At 52.6% G+C, this 21,777-nt stretch carries 13 protein-coding genes; all 13 read left to right on the top strand.

Translation table 11 applies throughout. The features are described from left to right. The first annotated feature begins 19 nt into the window (after positions 1-19). The 13 genes from AC23NW_RS27805 (at position 20) to AC23NW_RS27745 (ending at position 21,717) form a co-directional block, all read left to right on the top strand. On the top strand, positions 20-2,308 hold the full coding sequence (locus AC23NW_RS27805) for an FAD-dependent oxidoreductase (RefSeq protein ID WP_487453652.1): 2,289 nt from the start codon (positions 20-22) through the stop codon (positions 2,306-2,308). 432 nt (positions 2,309-2,740) lie between these two features. Next, entirely contained in the window at positions 2,741-6,013 is a 3,273-nt protein-coding gene (locus tag AC23NW_RS27800) for a SusC/RagA family TonB-linked outer membrane protein (protein WP_487453650.1), read from the top strand. Positions 6,014-6,053: 40 nt separating this feature from the next. Further along, positions 6,054-7,553 (top strand): RagB/SusD family nutrient uptake outer membrane protein, encoded by a 1,500-nt coding sequence (locus AC23NW_RS27795; protein ID WP_487453648.1) that lies wholly within the window; start codon positions 6,054-6,056, stop codon positions 7,551-7,553. 2 nt (positions 7,554-7,555) lie between these two features. After that, positions 7,556-9,346 carry a LamG-like jellyroll fold domain-containing protein gene (locus AC23NW_RS27790; RefSeq protein ID WP_487453646.1) on the top strand — a complete coding sequence of 597 codons (1,791 nt, stop codon included), beginning with the start codon at positions 7,556-7,558 and terminating at the stop codon, positions 9,344-9,346. A gap of 29 nt (positions 9,347-9,375) precedes the next feature. Beyond that, positions 9,376-9,675, top strand: coding sequence for a hypothetical protein (locus tag AC23NW_RS27785; RefSeq protein ID WP_487453644.1), 300 nt, complete (start codon positions 9,376-9,378; stop codon positions 9,673-9,675). Positions 9,676-9,703: 28 nt separating this feature from the next. Further along, complete coding sequence (locus AC23NW_RS27780) at positions 9,704-11,635, top strand: cellulase N-terminal Ig-like domain-containing protein (protein ID WP_487453643.1); 1,932 nt, start codon at positions 9,704-9,706, stop codon at positions 11,633-11,635. Continuing rightward, the gene (locus AC23NW_RS27775) at positions 11,632-12,696 is read left to right on the top strand and encodes a glycoside hydrolase family protein (RefSeq protein WP_487453641.1); all 1,065 of its coding nucleotides are present in this window, start codon (positions 11,632-11,634) and stop codon (positions 12,694-12,696) included. The genes AC23NW_RS27780 and AC23NW_RS27775 overlap by 4 nt, the downstream gene beginning before the upstream one ends. Before the next feature lie 238 nt (positions 12,697-12,934). Further along, positions 12,935-13,816, top strand: a complete 882-nt coding sequence (locus tag AC23NW_RS27770) for an AraC family transcriptional regulator (RefSeq protein WP_293840760.1) — start codon at positions 12,935-12,937, stop codon at positions 13,814-13,816. 27 nt (positions 13,817-13,843) lie between these two features. Further along, the gene (locus tag AC23NW_RS27765) at positions 13,844-15,136 is read left to right on the top strand and encodes an enolase C-terminal domain-like protein (RefSeq protein WP_487453639.1); all 1,293 of its coding nucleotides are present in this window, start codon (positions 13,844-13,846) and stop codon (positions 15,134-15,136) included. Beyond that, on the top strand, positions 15,133-15,909 hold the full coding sequence (locus AC23NW_RS27760; RefSeq protein WP_487453637.1) for an SDR family NAD(P)-dependent oxidoreductase: 777 nt from the start codon (positions 15,133-15,135) through the stop codon (positions 15,907-15,909). Before AC23NW_RS27765 ends, AC23NW_RS27760 begins: the two co-directional genes overlap by 4 nt. 35 nt (positions 15,910-15,944) lie before the next feature. Further along, on the top strand, positions 15,945-17,213 hold the full coding sequence (gene fucP, locus AC23NW_RS27755; protein ID WP_487453635.1) for an L-fucose:H+ symporter permease: 1,269 nt from the start codon (positions 15,945-15,947) through the stop codon (positions 17,211-17,213). Between the two features lie 5 nt (positions 17,214-17,218). Further along, the gene (locus AC23NW_RS27750) at positions 17,219-18,958 is read left to right on the top strand and encodes an alpha-L-fucosidase (RefSeq protein WP_487453634.1); all 1,740 of its coding nucleotides are present in this window, start codon (positions 17,219-17,221) and stop codon (positions 18,956-18,958) included. A gap of 158 nt (positions 18,959-19,116) precedes the next feature. After that, positions 19,117-21,717, top strand: coding sequence for a SusC/RagA family TonB-linked outer membrane protein (locus AC23NW_RS27745; protein ID WP_487453632.1), 2,601 nt, complete (start codon positions 19,117-19,119; stop codon positions 21,715-21,717). Positions 21,718-21,777: the final 60 nt, after the last annotated feature.

Genomic DNA, 21,777 nt, shown 5'->3' with positions numbered 1-21,777 from the left:
ATAACCATTACGTTAACAAATGATACGGGAACAGGCAACTGATAAACGTCCGTTACGGACAATCCGGCATGAGGCCGGCTTAGTGGTGATCGGAGGTGGGCTATCGGGCGTATGCTGTGCCATTACAGCAGCACGGGCCGGTGTACAGGTCGTACTTGTACAGGACAGACCCGTACCGGGCGGTAATGCCTCAAGTGAGGTACGGCTTTGGATTCTGGGCGCCACATCACACATGGGGAATAATAACCGCTGGGCCAGAGAAGGCGGTGTAATTGATGAACTGCTGCTGGAAAACCTGTACCGCAATCCGGAAGGAAACCCCTTGATTTTTGACACCATCCTGCTGGAGAAAATAACGGCTGAACCTGCAATCACCCTGCTGCTGAACACAGCGGTATATAACGTGACCATGTCTGCGGAGGAAGCCGGTAAAATCGGTTCGGTGCAGGCATTCTGTGCGCAGAACAGCACCGGCTATGACCTGACGGCACCGCTGTTCTGTGATGCGTCGGGCGACGGAATTGTGGCCTTTCAGGCAGGTGCGGCTTTCCGGATGGGTGCGGAGTCAAAAGAGGAGTTCGGTGAAAAGTTTGCCCCGTCGGCTGATTACGGCGGTTTACTGGGCCATTCTCTGTACTTCTATTCTAAAGATACCGGTAAGCCGGTTCGCTTTGTTCCGCCGGCCTACGCGCTGTCGGATATAACCCGGATTCCCCGGTTCCGCTCGTTCAATACCAGTGATTATGGCTGCCGGCTCTGGTGGCTGGAGTATGGCGGCCGACACGATACCGTGCATGATACAGAAACCATTAAATGGGAGTTGTGGCGGGTGGTCTATGGCGCGTGGAATTACATCAAGAACTCCGGAAAATTCCCTGAAGCGGAAAACCTCACCCTTGAATGGGTGGGACAAATTCCGGGTAAACGGGAAAGCCGCCGCTTTGAAGGCGACTACATGCTGACGCAGCAGGATATCGTGGAACAGCGGCAGCACCCCGACGCAGTAGCATTCGGCGGCTGGAGTATTGACCTGCACCCCGCCGACGGCGTGTTTTCGGAGAAACCGGGCTGCAATCAATGGCACAGCAAAGGAATCTATGGCCTGCCGTTCCGGTGCTTTTACAGCCGGAATGTCAGTAACCTGTTTCTGGCAGGAAGGATTATTTCTGCCTCACACGTGGCGTTTGGCTCGTCGCGGGTAATGGGGACAAGTGCTCACGGAGGGCAGGCGGTCGGCATGGCTGCCGCACTTTGCAGCCGGAAAGGAATATTACCCCGTGACATTACAGCAGAACCGCTGTTAATCCATGAACTGCAGCAGGCTCTGCTCAGCACCGGACAGCATATTCCCGGTGTCCGGTTGCAGGATACAAAAGATCTGACGCAGGAGGCAACGTTATCGGTATCCAGTGAGCTGATTCTTAGTGAACTGCCACCCGACGGGCCGCTGAACATGCTCCGGCATTCGGCAGGGCAGATGCTTCCGCTGACTGCCGGTCCGGTTCCGGAACTTACCTTCTGGGCGGTTGCCGGTCAGGAAACCACGCTGACTGTAGAATTCCGTGTGAGCAGCAAACCGGAGAATCACACGCCGGACACGGTGCTGGAACGGCAGGAGATCAGCCTGCGAAAGGGCAGACAACCGGTCATTCTTCAGTTTCATACACCGATGCCCTACGAAGGATATGGTTTTATCTGTTTTCTGAAAAACGAAGCGGTGGCGATGCAATACAGCCGGCAGCGGATATCGGGTCTGGTATCGGTATTTAACAAAACAAACCCCGCCGTATCGAACTATGGTAAACAGGAGCCTACGGAGGATATTGGCGTTGATGCCTTTGAGTTCTGGACGCCGGAACGCCGGCCGGGAGGACATAATCTGGCCGTCGGCATTAACCCCGGCATACGGCTGTTCGGGGCCGCAAATGTACGGAACGGCCTGCAACGCCCTACGAACGCACCCAATGCCTGGGTTGCCGGGCTGGCGGATAACCGGCCGTCGCTGACGCTAACGTGGACGGAGAAAAAGCCAATCCGGGAAATCATACTGAGCGTTGATACCGATTTCGATCACCCCCTCGAATCAGTGCTGATGACGCATCCGGAAACAGCAGCACCCTTCTGTATCCGGGACATCGTAATCTGTAATGATCAAAAACAACGGATATATGAGGTAGCAGACAATTATCAAACCCGCCACATAGTCCGCTTTGAGCAGCCGGTTCTTACTAACAGTCTGACAATCCACCTGAAGCACCCTGACGAAAACATCCCGGCGGCGTTGATGGAAGTGCGCTGTTATGCTTAGGTATTAACTAAGCGACACAACTAACCTCGTACAGGAAGACAATCTGCCGGCCTGCACAGGTCTGCAAACGTAGGGCTTATGCAGGCACCGGCTATGGCCGGAAATCAGAATACGTATATAGGTTTCCGGTAGAGAAAAGAGGTCTGTTTTGTCGTTCCCGTCAACGGGTTGACATTGCTGGAAATGCATACCGGCACAGACTGACCGGAGGCAGGTCTGCATAATTGCATGGTACAATTCATGGGAACGCTCCCACAAAATGGGAGCGTTCCCATGAAAAAAGTCGCCGTAAACAAGAATGTATTGTGCTTATCGAAGTATAATTTTAATTATTCAACTAAACCAATGCCTGCAAACACCTGCTGTTCAGTAAACGGAAACGGACTGAATGGTTAGGATAAAGAGCCCGGGCATCACTCAAAACCGATTCCTATGAACACAGGTATTACCAGACTTAACACGTGCAGGCTAATCTGCTTTCTGGCCTTACTGGGCGGAATAATTTTATTGCCGTCCGGCGCAACTGCTCAGAAAACAAAACTGGTCAGAGGGGTGGTTTTCGCAGCCGATACCGATGAACGGCTGCCGGGCGTAAACGTAGTGCTTGAAAACACAACACAGGGAACGTCGACCAACAAGGACGGGGAGTTTATCATTAATGTCCCGAACGCAAATGCGGTACTGGTTTTTTCGTTTGTCGGTTATCTGCCGCAAAAAATCAAGGCCGGCGCTGCCGCTAAACTCGAAGTCCGGTTAGACCCCGATGACAAGGTACTGGATGAAGTAGTGGTTATCGGATATGGGGAGGCGAAAAAATCGGATCTGACCGGCTCGGTCGGGCAGATTAAGACAAAGACCGTTGAAGAAAGCGGGTATGGCAATTTTCAGCAGGCAGTAGCCGGACGGGTAGCCGGGGTAGTGGTCAATGAAACCTCAGGTCAGCCCGGATCAGCGCTGTCGATTGAAATCCGTGGGGCGGGTTCGCTGAATTTTTCCACACAGCCCCTCTATGTTATTGACGGCATTCCGCTGGAATCGCCGAATGTCGGGGCGCTGAACGCCAATACCAATTTATCGGGCGGGGCAGTCGCCAGCCCGTTATCGGCCATAAATCCAAACGATATTGCCAGCATTGAAATCCTGAAAGATGCGTCGGCAACGGCTATTTATGGCTCCCGCGGGGCAAACGGCGTTGTTCTGATTACGACGAAAAGCGGCCAGAAAGGGAAACCTAAAATTACGTTCAATTACTCGACGGCAATGGCTACTCCCCTGAAACAGGTTGACGTACTTTGTGCCGCAGATTTTGCCCGGATGGCCAATGAAGCCTACAAATACCGTAATCCGGCGAGCACGTTTGTACCTTACCTGGACAGCGAAATTCCCGGCCTGGTTGCCTTTGATCCGCAGAAGGCCGTGACGATAAAAGCAATTACACAGGATGCCAACATCGCAATCTCAGGGGGTGAGAACCGCTCAAAATATTATATCTCCGGCCAGTATTTTAACCAGCAGGGCCTGATCAAATCAACCGGCTTTAAGCGCTATAATGTTAAGGTAAACTACGAAAATGAACTGTCCTCAAAGGTAAAGCTCAATACCAGCCTGAATATCACATCCAGTTCGTCGAACGGGAATTTAACCAATAACATTATCCAGACTACCCAGCGCTGGGCTCCGATTCTGCCCTTTTATACGCCTGAAGGTAACCTGAACCAGATTACCATTCCTTATTACTACGGCACACAGCCCTATGATGACCCTACGTTCGGCCGGATATTCTACAATCCCCGTTTTCCAATTACGGAGGTACTGGCCAATATCAGCCCGAACAGTTTTGCCAATAACCCGGCCAACTATATAGACGGTAATCTGAAGGGAGGAGGGACCATCAACCGGAATACGAATACTCAGATCATCGGTAATGCAACGCTGAGCTATAAGATTACGGACGGGTTAAAACTCGCCGGCATTCTGGGGGTGACCACTTACAACGGAACACTGGAAAATTACCTGCCATCGACCATTCTGCCGGCCTTTACCACACAGCGGGGAGTGGCTTCCATCGGCAATTTGCAGAGCAGCAAACTCCTGTATCAGGCGACGCTGAGTTATGATAAAAAAATAGCGCGGCACAATCTGAATGCTGTTGTGGGGGCTACGGCTGAACAGTATACCGAAAAGCGGCAGACAGTATCTTCGCAGGGATTCGTCAATGACTTAACCGGCCCGAATTCGATCCAGTCGGGGCAGGTGCCACAGGCGCCGGCCAGCGATTACAGCGGCTATCAGCTGCTTTCGTCGATTTTCAGAGCCAGCTATAACTACGATAGCCGGTATTATCTTACCGTCTCGGCCCGCTACGATGGTTCCTCTAAGTTTGCTAAGGCCAATCAGTTCGGCTTTTTCCCGTCGGTAGGTGCTTCATGGCGTATCGCGAATGAGAAATTTATCAAAGAGCTGAACGCCGTCAGCGAACTGAAGCTTCGGGCGAGTTACGGCGTAATCGGTAATCAGGCGCTTGGCCCCTATAATACCTTGTCTACCCTCAGTCCGGGGACAGTGATTTTTGGTAATGCCCAGGCCAATGCGGCATACTCACTGAGCCGCCTGCCAAATACCGGCCTGACCTGGGAAAGTACCAGACAAACCAATCTCGGCCTGGATCTGGGATTGTTTAAAGACCGGGTTAGTGTTCAGGTAGATCTGTATCAGAAAAAAACGAATGATCTGCTGTATACCATTGACTTACCGGGCACGTCAGGGTTTACAAACTACACCAAGAACGTTGCCAGTGTGACGAACAAAGGACTTGAGTTATCGCTCTCTACGGTCAATATCGAATCAAGAAACATGAGCTGGTCAACGAGCGTCAATATCGCCTTCAACCGGAATACAGTTAACAAACTGGCCGGTAATTCGGGTGAGTTTCTGGGAATCAATCAGTTAATTGGTAGTTCGTATCTGTTCATTCTTCAGCCCGGTCAGCCTATCGGTCAGTTTGTCGGCTTACTGGCTCAACCAGTCTGGAATGCCGAAACGATCAAAACCAAACCGGCAACCTTTCAGCCCGGAGCCCGCGAAGGTGATATGCGTTATGCCGATGTAAATAACGACGGCCTGCTTACCAATGATGACCGGGTAGTGATCGGATCGGCCCTGCCGAAATTTACCGGCGGTTTCCGGACAGAATTCCGCTACCTCAATTTTGACCTCGCAGCCTTCTTTAATTTCTCGTACGGCAATAAGATTTTTAATCAGAACGACTGGAACATGACCAATATGAGCGGGGATAATAACGTGTATCAGCGCACATTTGATGCCCGCTATATTCCGCTTTCGGCGTTGACGGCTGCCGATGAATCCCGGCGCGAGGCCATTCTGGCCAATAATGCCGTCACCCGCGTACCAACGGCCGGCTCAACGTTTGACCGTCGTGAGGTAACTGATTTTTATCTGGAGGATGGTTCGTTTCTGCGCTGCAAAGACATCAATATCGGCTACAACCTGTCAGGCAGTCTGGCCAGAACGTTAAAGATCAGTAACCTGAAGGTATATGTAAACCTCCAGAATATGATTACGTGGACCCGGTACTCCGGCCTCAATCCGGAAGTGGGTGCCGGTAGCCTGGCGACCCGCGGCCTCGACAATGGAACGTACCCGATTTTTAGAAACTACCGGCTGGGCATAAACCTCACCCTATAAGGCAGGCAGCCCCATTATCAACCGTCAACGATCTCTGACAATGAAACAGTTTACTATTCTTATAAGCCTTTGCTGCCTGATTGCCTCCCTGACGGGCTGTAGTTCTTTTCTGGAAGAAGAACCCAAAAGTCTGATTGCTACCACAAATTTTTACAAGACAGACAACGATGTGGTAGGTGCCGTTAATGGCATCTATCTCGCCATGCGGGAAGATGTGACGGGAAATATCTCCCCGATCTGGATGGCAGAAATGACCACCGATGATGCAAAGTCGGGAGGAACACCGGTGGGGGAACGTCTGGAAGTAGAAAACCTGATTTATGCCTCCCGGCACTCGTTTATCCGGGCCGTGTGGAATACAGCCTATAAGGCGATCGGACGGGCAAACGCAGTGCTTACCTATGTTGATACGCTGGGTATACCGACACTGAACCGGGCGATTGTCAGACGCTCATTCGCGGAAGCCCGTTTTCTGCGCGCGTTCTATTATAGCCGGCTGGTACAGTTATACGGGGATGTGCCGCTGGTGCTGACGCCTACCGACGATCAGACGCTGTATCCCGCACGTGCTCCGAAAGCGGAGGTCTACAAACAGATTATCGACGACCTGCAGTATGCCGAAAGGAACCTGGCGCCCAACTACACCTATACGGAAGCCAACGGCGGCCGGGCGACGGCCGTGGCTGCGAAAGCCCTGCTGGGGTATGTGTATATGGTAATGGCCGGCTATCCGGTGAACGATTCGGCAAAGTGGCCGCTGGCATCCGCCAAACTGGAGGAGATTATTACCAACAAGACGCTGTACAACGTGGATGTGATGCCTGCCTACCGTGATATTTTCGACGTTACCAAAAAGGCGGCCAATAAGGAAAATATATTCTATTACAAAGGAGTAACGGGACAGACATCCACATTTCTGGCCTACACCCGGCTCCAGTACTGGTACTATGGCTTTACCTCAATTATACCGACCAATGACGCTATCGATTCATTGTATCAGTCAACCGATCTGCGCCGGACGGTGAGTATGGCACGCAAGTCCGGTTCGTCAATTGTTTCACTCACAACCACGCCCGGAACGACGATACCGATTGTCAATAAGTACATCGATAACCTGAGTAACAGCAACGATAACCAGAATGATTTTCACGCGTTGCGGTATTCAGATGTAGTATTGATGTATGCAGAATCCCTGATTGAGCAGGGGGGAGGCGCTAACCTGACCAAAGCGCTGGCCGCTATCAATTCGGTGCGGGTACCTCATTCTGGTTTACCGGCGCTGGCGTTTACCGATCAGGCTGACCTGCGGCAGAAACTGCGTCAGGAGCGCCGGCGTGAACTGGCCTTCGAAGGGAAACGGTATTATGATCTGATTCGCTGGAACATATTTATTCCGGTTATGAAAGCCCATCTGGCCCGTGAATACAACAAGCCGCTCACTGATTTTAACTACATAGACCAGAACCGGTTGCTGATGCCGTTACCGTACATTGATCTGGTGAACAATCCGAATCTGGCACCGCAAAATCCGGGCTATTAATCATGAAGGTCTCCTTACTCTACGTTATGATGCTGCTTTGCGGGGTATGTCAGCCGCTCAATGCCCAGCCGCCGGCAAATAAAGGCTACACTTTACTGTTCAGCGAAGATTTTGCGGGTAACAGCGTGAATGAAACCAACTGGCGCTACCGCATTGACCGGCGAACGGGATACGGCTACATGGATGGGTTAAACCTGAAGGAAAATGTGTATGTAAAAGACAGTGCGCTGCATGTAGTGCTGAAGCGGGAACTGATCAACGGTAAACCGGAGAATACGGGGGGCGGCATCATCAGTAAGCATAATTTCGGCTATGGGTACTATGAGTGTTTGTCGAAACCGTTTATGGCCGGCCACGGGGTACATTCCTCATTCTGGCAGCGGGGCGGGGCCAATCCGAACAACAACATTTTTGAGATTGATTCCTACGAAATCGACGCGGGTACGTGGGTGGCAACCAATAATCTGTATGTTGACCTGGCGCCGGACAAGACCATGAAGTATACCCCGTGGCCGCACCGTGCGCAGGTCCCGTTTACGTTCCGGCCGGATGGCTGGTTTCTGGATGCCTATGAGTTTACACCGGAGGGTGTCATTTTTTACGATAATGGCAAGGTAGTCGCTAAAGCGGAGTATCCCGAACTCAACGCGCATCAGACCGTCTGGCTCACAGCGCTCAACGGGGTCGGTAAAGTGGATTCGACGGCATTCCCCGCCGAGACGGTGTATAAATATTTCCGGTATTATGCCAAAGATTACCCCGGTGTCACGATTCTGCCCAACGGCAACTTCGAGTATAACCTGAACCGGTCGGATTTCTCGAAACCTGTCTGCTGGGCACCCTCCGGCACCGAAGGAGCGGTTAACGTAATTGCCGGAGATGCCTTTCGCGACGGACATAAACTGCGGATCGGCCATACGTCCCGCCATACGGCGACGGTCTCTCAGTCACTCGAATACATTATGAATGGTTCCTACCAGCTGACGGCTCATGTCCGTTCGTCGGGCGGGCAGAAAGCGGCAACACTTCGGGCATATGGGTCTGGCGGAAAAGAAACGTCCGTAACGATCCCTAAAGCAGACCGGTGGACGTCTGTTTCGATACCAGTTCAGGTCTCCAATAACTCCGTTACGATTGCCGTTACGGCCGACGGGGAGGCGGGTCAGTGGGTGGAGATCGACGACATCACGTTCATGAAGCCATTACCAAACGGACAGCAGACGGCTAAACCAGCGCCGTATCTGAAACCCGATGCACCCGTCTGGCAGCTGGCTATTCGGGAACCCATCGAGTTTACCGGCGATCAGAAATTTTACTTTTTTGACCGGAATGTTGGTCTCGGGGACTCCATAACGGTGGCCTTCGATGTGAATGCCGCCGAACAGGCCAACATGGTGCCCATTGCCCGTTTGCCTAAAACCGGAAATGCCGGTTGGGCCATTCAGCTCAAGGAAGACGGCGGACTGATTTTCCGGATCGGCAGCGCCGGAAATCACCATGATGTTGTTGCCGGCGGGATGTATAAACCCGGACAGGTAGTGTCTGTCAAATGTGTTTTCCGGAACGGAACGGCCTCAGTGTATCGCAACGGAACGCTGGTAAAAACTGAAAGCGGTATTACGCAGACAACCAGCGATGCAACGGCTGCCGGCCGGCTAGGTACGGTCGGACCGGCGTTTGAAGCCGTCGGGGACGTGGTGATGGAAGTGAGTAAATCAGAACGGGAGACGGCCAGAATGAAAAACTTCCGGGGTACGCTTCAGCACGTTAAGATCTATAACAAAGCTAAATAGTGCTCAAAACTAATGCTGAACAACCGGTTATGAAAGGTTTGCTATCCGTTATTGCTTGTCTGCTGATCAGTCAGCTTACGCTGGCCCGGCAGCTCGTCCTTGACAAAAAAGGTTGGCTGGTCTCGATGGACAACGTTGATAGCAAGACCTCGACAAACGGCTATGACTGGCAACCCGCCCGTTTTCCGAAAGTAATCGGAAAAACGGTATATCAGACAACTGGTAACCCTTTTGATGATAAACCCGAACGACCTGCCTGTATACCGAAAAAGGCGTACCTAAACTGCTGTTCGGGGCAATGGGTATCCACAACCGCGAACATGCAATGAATATTTTTGTACCATTATCCAGCTCAAAATGAAATTCAGATTTCTTTTTCCTTTTCTGTGTCTGACTATTCCCGGTGTAGCACAACCGGCTAAACCGCTGGCTGTGCCGCTTGTCAATCAGGCCGGTTATAACCGGGGGGAAGCGAAACGGTTTGTCTGCTACGAAGCAACTGACGGAACGCCCTTTCAGGTGATCCGGCAGGCAGATAAAACCGTTGTTTTTAAAGGTGCCATCAGGAATCGCGCAGGTGATTTTTCGGCGTTTAATCCGGGAAACGGGCAGGAGGAATATGTAATTACCGTTCAGGGCCGTGAACCCTCGGTACCCTTCCGCATCGCTGACCACCTGATCGAGGGCATTTCGTCGAAGCTGGCTTATGACTTTTTTGTGGATGTACGCGGCTCAGACGATCCGGTTCACGCTAACGAAGCAAAAGTCTATGGTGGCGGCCCTTCCCGCGATCAGGGCTCCTATGGGCTGGAAACAACGTTCGAATCGTTATTCTATGCCTCGAACCCCGCCCTCTTCGACCGCTGGACAACCGAGCTGGGTGATAAAAAAACAGCTGACCTCATTGATCTGATTCTCTGGCACGGCGAGTTTGCCTACCACCATGTCGAATACAACGGACCGGTAGCTAACCGGCATGGATCGCTGGGTTACGAAGGGCAGCCCCGGATGAACTACGATTACTGGAACACGCTGGATCAGCTGGCCGCTGTCTGCGCGGGGTACCAGAGTTTTCTGAAACCGTATCTGCCCCGTGAAACCTACCTGAAGTACCGCGACGAATGCCGCAAACGCTGGCAGGCTTATGACCGTCATAAGGTCGTCCGACACTGGACGTACAGTACGAAATGGGTTGATGAAGGCTATCAGGAATTCAATGAAATGGGTAATGCGTTCGGGCAGTCGGTGTTCAGCAACCTGTACATGTATCTTTCTGAAAAAGAAGAAGCCGACGGCAAGCCGGACCAATACCTCCGCTGGGCACAGGAGGGTGCGGAGGACATTATCAAAAACTGGGACTTTAACAATCCGCGGCATATGTGGTGGATTCGGAATGCCGAGCACATCACCCCGCAGGCACTGGCCTTTTTCCTGCTGGTTGCCCCCGACAAAGCACCCAAAGGTACCCGTGAAAAACTCATGGCGTGGCGTGATCACATGAAACAGAAAACGGCCAATTTCTGGCAGTACCGTGTCCACAGTGATACCGAATGGGCACATCCGCGCACCAAGGAGCTGGGTGGCGCACCGGCCCTGGGCGGTTCCATGTTTGCCGTGGCGCATCTGCTGGGGGACCGGCAATTGCGCGACATTGGCTGGTCTCAGGTCAATTTTGTGTTTGGTCTGAATCCGGTGGGGGCTCACCTCAGCAACAAAAGTGCGGAGCGGCTGGCGATAAACGGGTATTGGGAAGGGGTAGAGCACGGCTGGCCCCGCAGCCACCCCAACGGGTATGGCATGCTCGGCAAGGTACGCGGCACACTGGATGGTACCCCGCTGGACGGGCAGTTCCCCCGGCCGGGCACTACGCCGGTCGCTGATAAACCGGCTGATGGTCAGGGCGATCATATCGGACAGAATGCTTACGCAACCGAAGGATGGGCAATTTCAAACCGGGGCTGGATGGCTACCCTTACGTTTGCCCCGCTTGGTACACAGAAAATCAGAATACTGGATGCATCGGGTAAAAAAGCGCTGACGACGGCTAAAACCGGACAAGCCATCAAACTGGAACTGACTGCCGCCCTTAACCTTGACCCCGCTAAAAAGGAAACCGGTTGGGTATTGGTCGCTACCGATGCGAATCCACCTGCCAAAGTATTTGTGGAGGAAACGGCCCCGGATTCAGGTGTTTTTACAGCTCCATATGCTGTTCCGGCCGGAAAAAAAATAACTGTTTCCTATGGGTATTGGGGTTTAGGCGTACAAGAACAACTTTCTGTAAAATGAGTAAACTAGTAAAAACCGGCCGTTTGTGCCTGATTCTGTGTATGCTGTTGCCGGAACTGGTGCTGGCGCAGAAAGATCTTGACTTTCAGCGTATGTTGAAGCCGGTCCCCCGCACAGCAGTGCTGAGTGATTCGGCGTACTTTATCTGGTGCGGGACGATGGTAAAGGGCAAGGACGGGTTGTTTCACCTGTATTATTCCCGCTGGAAAAAGGAATTGGGTTTCAACGCCTGGGTGACGCATTCAGAGGTTGCCCATGCCACTTCCCGAAAGGCGCTGGGTCCGTTTAGCTTCAAAGACGTGGTGCTGCCGGCCCGCGGGGCTCAGTACTGGGATGGCCTCTGCACCCACAACCCGACCGTTCACGAATATGACGGCAAGTATTACCTGTATTATATGGGCAATACCGGCGACGGTAAAAACATGAAGGCACTAAACTTTACACATCGGAATAACCAGCGCATCGGGGTTGCTGTGGCCAATTCGCCGGATGGCCCCTGGGTACGTACCGACACGCCGTTGATCGACGTTAGTCCGGATGCCAACGCGCCGGATGCCCTGCTGACCAGTAACCCGTCCATTACCCGACGGCCTGACGGCGGGTATTTAATGGTCTACAAAGCTGTCGGCAAAAAACGTCCAGGCGTGTTTGGCGGGCCGGTAGTACACATGGTTGCTACGGCTGACAAGCCAACCGGCCCGTTTAAAAAGTATCCCGATACTGTATTTAATGCCAAAGGCACGGACTTCCCGGCCGAAGATCCGTTTATCTGGTATCAGGGTGACCAGTATTGGGCGATTGTAAAAGACATGCACGGTGCGTTTACCAAAGCCGGCCGGTCACTGGTGCTGTTTGACTCAAAGGACGGGTTCGACTGGAACCTTGCCAAACATCCACTGGTCTCAACACTGCAGATTCACTGGGCCGACGGTAAGGTGGAACCGGTTGGCTACCTTGAACGGCCCCAGCTATGGTTTGATAAGGGTAAACCGGCCGTACTGCTGCTGGCAACGACCATTGATCAGTCGCATTCCTACAATGTGCAGGTTCCGTTACGGTAAGAATCTTCATGAAAAGGTCAATTTTGTGCTAGTAATTGTCAACATCCGGCCTGTCATCAGCCAAAATCTAAGATAACTTTGTACAAAAGCAATAATCAGGGGATTTAGTAGGACTAAATTACCCTGATTGCTTTTCAAAGCAGAGGTTATCAACCGGCCAGACTGATGTTTAACAGACAGCATTTGGATGTGTCAGACCCGCTGAAAGTAACTGCAGCAGGCTGACAGACAATTTTTTATGAGACCAGTACAGGCGATACTAGGCATAAGTTCAGCAAATAAAGTGTTTCTGACGAAGGAAGTCGTTCAGCCTTACTACGCGACCGAGTTTCATTTTCACCATGAATGCCAGTTGACGTATATAGTAGAGAGTTCGGGTCAGCGGATTGTCGGTGATAACATTGAGTATTTTGATCCCGGAGAATTAGTTTTTCTGGGGTCAGGCGTACCCCATGTCTGGTATAACGACAAGGCGTATTTTCAGGGAAGTGAACACCTCAGGGCCCAATCACTGGCCATGTATGTTGATCCCGATCAGCTTGCCGGAACGATGGAGGGCTTCGGGTGCCGGAATGCACTCGACCACTGGCTGACTGTTTCGCGCCGGGGAATTATTTACGGGGGTAAAACGAAAACGGAACTGATTGCACTCTTCAGAACCCTGTTTAACCGGGAAGGCATGGACAAAATTGCCGCGTTTCTGAAACTGATCGACCGGTTGATGAACGCTGACCCATCAGACTACCGGTTTCTGTCGAGCCCTGATTATATCAACAGCTATTCTGAAAATGACCAGCAGCGGATGGAGCGGCTCTTCCAGTTTATTTTTGCCAATTTCAGACGTGAGATTCCGCTGGAGGAGATTTCATCGCTGGCGAATATGAATGAGTTTTCGTTTTGCCGGTATTTTAAAAGCCGGACCCAGAAACCGTTTACGCAGTTTGTAAACGAACTCCGGATCGGCTATGCCTGCAAACTGATGCAGGACCGCTACAATCAGATTGAGCATGTAGCCTATGAAAGCGGGTTCAATAATCTGACCCATTTCAACCGGCTGTTTAAGCGCATAAAAGGGGTTACGCCCCGTGATTACCGGAAACAACTGAAAACATTTTCCTGAACATACAGTAACGTTTACCACAATTCCATGATAGCATCTTCGTACCCAGGGGAAACGAGCCCGGTTACAGCCCAACCGAAACGGAATGTCATTACTGCCCTGTCGACGCAGGATCGCCGGTTTACACTGGGGGAGGGGGTGGGTACGGATGCCATTCACCAAACGCCGCAGTATTCCTATGCTGTGTGTGTGTTAAAAACGGGCACTGCGCTGGAAGGAAACGGGCTGGCTTTTACGCTGGGTACGGGAAACGATCTGATTTGCAAAGCGATAACGTATTTAGCGCAACCGCTGGTCGGATACGAAATTGAGGAATTAATGGCTGATTTCGGTACTGTTTACCGCCGCATGGCTGATGCACCGTCATTGCGGTGGCTGGGTCCGCAGAAAGGGGTTGTACAGTTGGCGCTGGCTGCCATCGTCAACGCCTGTTTTGACCTGTGGGCGAAAACCAGACAGGTTCCCCTGTGGAAGCTGTTACTGGACTTGTCCCCCGAACAGCTGGTTAATACGCTGGATTTAAGTTATCTGGAGGATGTACTGACCCGCCAACAAGCCATCGATCTCCTCACACAGGCGCAGGCGGGCCGCAGTGGCCGGTCAGGCGTGCTGCAAACGGGGTACCGGGGCTACGATACGTCGGTAGGCTGGTTTAATTACGCCGATCAGGCAATTATTGACAATACCAGAAAGGCAATGGCTCATGGTTTTACGGCGTTGAAGCTGAAAGTCGGCTCCGATGACCCTGAGCGGGATCTGCGCCGGGCAGCCCTTATCCGGGAGACGGCAGGGGAGGAGGCCATCATCATGCTCGATGCCAACCAGCGCTGGAATGTCCCGGAAGCACTGGCTGTTTGCCGGCGGTTGAGCCACATCAATCCGTTCTGGATAGAGGAGCCGACTCACCCTGACGACATACTCGGCCACAAAGCTATTGCTGATGCTATTGCGCCCGTTAAAGTGGCTACCGGTGAGCACATACCAAATAAAGTTATCTTTAAAAACTTTTTTCAGGCAGGCGCCATGGCATACTGCCAGGTTGATGCCGTGCGGGTAGGCGGAATCTCGGAATTTCTGACCGTGAGTCTGCTGGCAAAGCAGTTTGATATTCCGGTTGTGCCGCACGTGGGTGATATGGGGCAGATCCACCAGCATCTGGTGCTGTTTAATCATATCGGCATGGGCCATGAAAACCTGTTTCTGGAGCATATTCCGCATCTGCGGCAATACTTTACCCAACCGGCAACCATTGTCGACGGCTACTATCAGGTACCACAGGAACCCGGCAGCAGCAGTGACTTAATCGCAACGAACGGATGAGCGTATTACTCGATAAGGTCGTGTTAATCACCGGCGGGGCATCCGGTATCGGTCAGTCCTGCGCGCGGGCGTATGCCCGTGCCGGTGCCCATGTAGTAGTCCTGGACCGGGATGCGGATGCGCTAAGCGGGTTACTAAAGGAGCTCGGTGCAGGCCATACCGGTATTACCGGGGATGTGCAGCTCGGGGCGGATGTGAAACAGGCCATTGACACCGCACTTACGCAGTTCGGCCGGCTGGATGTTATCCATAACAATGCCGGAATTGCTAACTCCTCAAAGCCATTACACGAAACGGAGGAGGAGGAGTGGGAGGCTTTATTTGCAGTGAACCTGAAGAGCGTTTACTGGACGACACGTTTTGGTATTGACGCCCTGAAAGCGACCAAAGGCTGCATCCTGAACACGAGTAGCCTGGTGGGTGAAATCGGGCAGACACGTCATGCTGCCTATGTCGCTACCAAAGGGGGAATGAATGCACTGACGAAGGCAATGGCTCTGGATTATGCCCCGTTCGGTATCCGGGTCAATGCCATTTGTCCGGCCGGCGTGTGGACGCCGATGTTACGGACATGGGCAGCTGATCAGCCGGATCCGGCTGCAATCGGAAATTACCTTAACAGGATCCATGCACTGGGCTATTGTCCCGAAGGCGACGTCATTGCGGATGCCGCTGTCTTTCTGGTGTCGGATGCCGCCCGCTTCATCACCGGCTGTATCCTGCCCGTAAGTGGCGGGGCTGAGCTTGGGTACGGGCACAAAAGCGCTGAATAATATGAACGGTTTCTGATTTACTTAACTTTAACTGCATGAAAACGTCGTCCCGCGTTCTGGTTCCGTTATTGGCTGTTATGACCCTTATGTTCATCTGGAACCTGAGCCGGAATATCAATGATGTGTTAATTCCGCATCTGAAGCGTGCCTGTCAGTTGTCAGATCTGGAATCCTCACTGGTGCAGACGGCCTTCTTCGGCGGGTATTTTGTGCTGGCACTGCCGGTCGGGCAGTTTATCCGGCGCTATGGCTACCGGGCGGGTATGGTTACCGGACTGCTGACGGCAGCAGTAGGGGCAGGCCTGTTTTATCCGGCTGCCGTAACCCGGTACTACCCGCTGTTTCTGGGAGCCCTGTTTATTATGGCCGCTGGGTTTACGTTTCTGGAGGTCACCGCTACGCCGTATATTTCGGTATTGGGTGATCCGGAAAAAGCGTCGAGCCGGTTAAGTCTGGCCGCAGCGGTCGGCTCTCTCGGCGCAACGCTCGGGCCGCTGATTGGGGCACAGTTTATGTTGCACGCGGACACTATGCCGGATACGGGCCTAATTCAGCCGGATACAGATCAGCTGGCTGCCTATTTAAACAGCGAGGCTCAACTGGTCAAGGTCCCGTATATCGGTTTGTCCGTGCTGTTTTTACTGCTTGGGCTCTTACTGACCCGCATACCGCTGCCGGCCTTAACTGAACAAGGTGAGTCGTCGGTACGCCTTCGCGGTATTTTCCGGTTCCCCCATACGGTGCTCGGTGCCCTTGGGGTGTTTTGTTACCTGGGTGCTGAGGTGGGCATTGTCAGCTTTCTGATCCGGTTTGCCAACGCTGAGCAGCTGCCGGGAATGTCGGAAAAGAAGGCTGCGCTGTTCATTACGCTTTTTATGGCGTTTGTACTGGCTGGACGGCTTGCCGGTGCCTGGCTGCTGCGACGTGCTGATCCTGCGCGGATATTGTGCGTTTGTGCTGCCGGAGCCTGCCTGCTGGTGGTTACAGCCATGCTGACATCCGGTTATCCGGCCTTGTATGCATTGAGCCTTGTCGGCTTGTGTACGTCTGTCATGTATCCGGTTTTGTTTACGCTGAGTATTCATAAGCTCGGCGCTTACACCAAAACCGGTTCATCGCTGCTGATTATGAGTATCGTGGGCGGCGCAATTGTGCCCCCCGTCATGGGCATTATTTCGGACATGCAGGGTATTCGCCCGGCGTTTATCGTGCCTGCCATGTGCTATGTGTATATCCTGTACTATGGAATGAAGGGCCACACTGCCGCACCGCCGGTGAGTGCCCGGATATCAATTAACCCCTGACTGCCATGCATCTCTATCTCAGACTACTTAGCTGCGCCTTACTGATCGCAGGCCACACCCTGGCCGGAGGACCGCGCAAAGACGACGGGCGGCTGGCGCGCTGGCGGGATAATCCGTTAAGCCTGTTTGTTCATTGGGGGCCGGTCAGCCGGATCGGGCAGGAGATAAGCTGGTCACGGCAGGCATACGGAAAAGCCCGCTATGATTCACTCTATAAAGGCTTTAACCCCACCCGCTTCAACGCAACGGAATGGGTCCGGATGGCAAAGCAAAACGGGTTCCGGCAACTGGTATTGACGGCCAAACACCACGATGGATTCTGTATGTGGGATACGAAAACCATATCCTACAACATTATGCGGTCTCCGTTTGGCAGAGATGTATGCAGGGAGCTGGCAGCGGCTGCACACAAGGAAGGCCTCGCGATCGGGTGGTATTTTTCGGTGGGTGACTGGAAAGATCCCGATTGCCGCAATCCTGAGACCAATGCCCTGTTTGTTGACCGTATGCTTACCCAGATTCGGGAACTGTTGACCAATTACGGTAAAATAAGCCTGCTCTGGATTGATTACGACGGCTGGCCAAGTCCTGCCCATCCTAAAAAGGTATACGAGCTGGCCCGCCGGTTACAGCCTGGCATCATCATCAACAACCGGCTCGAACCATTTACACCCGACGAGTCGCATGCCAGAGTCGGCCCATACGCTGATTATGCTACTCCGGAAAACTTTGTGGCCGGTTACGGGCGTGTTCCCTGGGAAACCTGTACCAATATGGGCCACCAGTGGGCGTGGAAGTTCGGGGATACCCCGCGGCCATTGCCCGAGTGTGTACAGACGCTTTTACGCTGCATCGGGGGTAACGGCAACCTGCTGTTCAACATTGGCCCTGATAGTACGGGGGTATTTCCGGCCGCTTTTGTGAGCCGCACGAATGAAATGGGGGATTGGATTAACCGGCATGCCGAAGCCATATACAAACTGAGAGGCGGCCCCTACACACCTACCCGGCATTACGTCAGCAGTTACCGCAACAATACGGTGTACCTGTATATATTTCCGGAAAGCCCTGACAGTATCCGGCTTCCTCCCCTGAATGCGGTTCTCAGGAATGCGCGGTTACTGAACGGTCAACCGGTAGACATCCGCCAGGAAGCGGGTGGGCTGACCATTCGCTTACCGGCTTCGGGCCGGGATCCGGTGGCTACGGTACTGGCGCTCACCCTCGACAAGCCAGCCGCATCGCTGGGGTTGATACGGCCCTTCAGCACCAGCGGAGCGCTTTCCTACGGCCGGACGACCCGCGCGTCAAGCGCATTGGGCAGCTTTCTGCATGATGCCGGCGCGGCTGTTGACGACAATCCGGGAACAGCCTGGAAAATGGGCCGTCGAACGGATGTTAATTTCGATCGCTATTATGGCCGCAATATGCATTACATGGCTGATTCTATAATGCAACTGTTTACCCGGAAAGGTTGGCTGGAGGTTGACCTGGGCAGGCCGGAATCAGTCAGCCGGATAACGGTCTCCGAGTTGGTTTACAACAAATCGAAGATTAAGGATTTTACCATTCAGTACGAAAAAGCCGGAAAATGGATACGGCTGGCCAGCGATACCAATATGGGTAACTGGTCGAGGGAAATTGAACCGGTTGTGGCCCGGAAATTCCGGCTGGTCATTGACGACGCATCCGGTTACCCGGGCATCCGGGAGTTTCAGGTGTTCGGGACGCAAAACCGCAACTAACACCGCAGCAGATTAAACTACGTCAGGGAAAACAATTATTCCGGCGGTACCAACCGGCACGTCAGTGTCCGGGCAGGTACTGTGGGCAGGACATGTTGTGCCTGCCGGATGTACGAATTGAACCAGTCTACTAAACTCATAACTAAATTCACAATCCAATGTACTTGTTTACACGCAACCTAAACTTGTATTCCGGTTTATGGCTAGGGATTTTTCTCCTGCTACAGAACCGGTTTGTACAGGCTCAGTCCGGCCGGGATGTTCAGATCAGAGGCAAGGTAATTGCCGCCGAAACCAATGAAGGTATTCCCGGCGTCAACATCATAATTAACAATACCAAACAGGGTACGTCAACGCAGGCCGATGGTACATTTACCTTGAACGTACCGGAACGGCCCGCAGTCCTGTTGGTGTCGTACATTGGTTACCAGACACAGGAGGTCAGTGTAAATACGCAGACAACGCTTTCGATCACGCTCCAGCCCGACAACCGTTCGCTGAGTGAAGTCGTGGTCGTGGGTTATGGCACCCAGAAAAAGCGGGATCTGACCGGCGCCGTAGCGTCTATAGGGGCCGATCAGTTTAAGGAACGCCGCGAAACCCAGGTCTCGCAATCGCTTCAGGGGGCCATGTCGGGGGTAGTCGTAACCCGCAGCGGATCGAGCGGGGCGATGGGCGGGGCAACCATCCGGATACGCGGGGTGACCACCATCGGAAATTCAGACCCCTTAGTAATGGTCGATGGTATACCGGTTGCCGATGTAAACCAGGTCAACTCCGCCGATATTGAGAACATTACCGTGTTGAAAGATGCCGCGGCTTCATCCATTTACGGCTCGCGGGCTGCTTCCGGGGTTATATTAATTACAACGAAGCGGGCTAAATCGGATCAGGTTTCTATCCAGTATTCCTACGAAAACGGGGTTGACAAACCGACCCAGCTGCCAGAGAAAATGGGCGTTGTCCGGTACATGCAGCTGGTCAATGAATTGCGGTGGAATGATGCCGGGAATGGATCAAATCAATACCCGACATTTACGAAGGACCTGATCGACGGCTATGCCGAAAAGCACGCGGCCGATCCTGATAAGTATCCGGATACCGACTGGATGGCTATAGCCCTGCGGCAGAATGCCCCCCGTGAAACCCACAGCCTGAGCATGATGGCGGGGTCAAAGTTTATAAAATCAAACGCATCGATCCGGTACGAAAAAGTAGGCGGCTTCTACGATAATAAGGATTACCGGCGGATTTTTGCCCGGTTGAACAATGATTTTACGCTGAACAAATACCTCAGTGCTACCTTCGATTTCAACTTTAAACGGACGACAACCACCGATCCGACCCACGGGGATCCGCTCGGCGAAATCCGGATTGCCTCCCCGGTGTATCCGGCAATGTGGGCCGATGGCCGGGTAGCCGACGGAAAAGCAGGTGCCAACGTATGGGCGCGGCTGAAATACGGTGGCACTAATGCCAACCTTTATAATCAGATCAGCGGCCGCGTCGGAATTGACATTAAACCCATTGACGGCCTGAAGATTACGGGTGTTCTTGCCCCGATTTTTGATTTTAACAATCAGAAATTTTTTAACAAACGGGTTGATGCGTTCTCGGCAACCGATCCGACCCAGTTTGTCGTTACGCTTTCTGAAAACGGAGCCAACGCAACAACCCGGCTCGTGGAAGGCCGTAACACAAACCTCGCCCTGACCACGCAGTTACTGGCCAACTATGCCCGGACATTCGGCAATTATGATATTACGGCGCTGGCGGGCTATGAAAATTATTACAACAAATACGAGAGCCTGTCGGCATCCCGGGATCAGTACCTGTTTGATGGCTACCCGTACCTGGATCAGGGACCCATAACCTTCAGAGATAATGCAGGGTCTGCCTATGAGACGGCTTACCGGTCTTACTTCGGCCGGTTGACCTATGCTTTCCGTGAAAAATACCTCCTCCAGGCGAATATCCGGCGCGATGGCTCTTCGCGTTTTAACAGTAAGTATCGCTGGGGCGTATTCCCTTCGTTTTCGGTCGGATGGGTGCTCAGTGAAGAGGCCTTCCTGAAAAATCAGAAAGTACTGTCGTTTCTGAAATTACGGGGTTCATGGGGCACACTGGGGAACGAACGGATCGGTAATTACCCGTATCTGGGGATTATCAATTTCGGAAATGCGCTGTTCTATCAGTCAGGGGCGGCCCTGTCGCAGCAGACAGCAGCTCAGGTTCAGTATGCTATCGAGAATATTTCATGGGAAAAAACCACCTCTGCCAATATTGGCCTGGATGCGAATTTCTTTAATGAACGGCTGCGGTTTGTCGGGGATGTTTATCAGAAACAAACGTCGGATATGCTGTTAGCGCTCCAGATACCCATCTTTGTCGGGTTTGAAAATCCAAACCAGAACACCGGCAAAATGAGCACAAAGGGCATTGACCTCGACCTGTCGTGGAGTGACCGCATAGGAGGGCTAAAGTATTCCGTGTCGGGTAACCTCTCGCAGTTTACATCGATAATGGGCGATCTGGGCGGAACGGAGTTTCTGGGCGACCAGATCAAACGGAAAGGGAGTCAGTTTAATGAGTGGTATGGCTACGTGTCGGAAGGCATTTACCGGACACAGGAAGATGTCAATAACTCACCTAAGCTGAGCACAAATGTGAAGGTAGGGGATATGAAATACCGCGATATCAGCGGACCAAACGGCGTGCCGGATGGTAAAATATCACCTGAATACAGGGCTTTCTCATAAAACCCTATGCATGGTCATAAATTCGATTAGTGAGTTAAAATCATCCGCAAACTGATCGAT

Source organism: Arsenicibacter sp. R0_47, from assembly GCF_057652235.1.
Note: the sequence above shows the minus strand (reverse complement) of the source record. Positions and strands in the feature narration are given on the sequence as shown.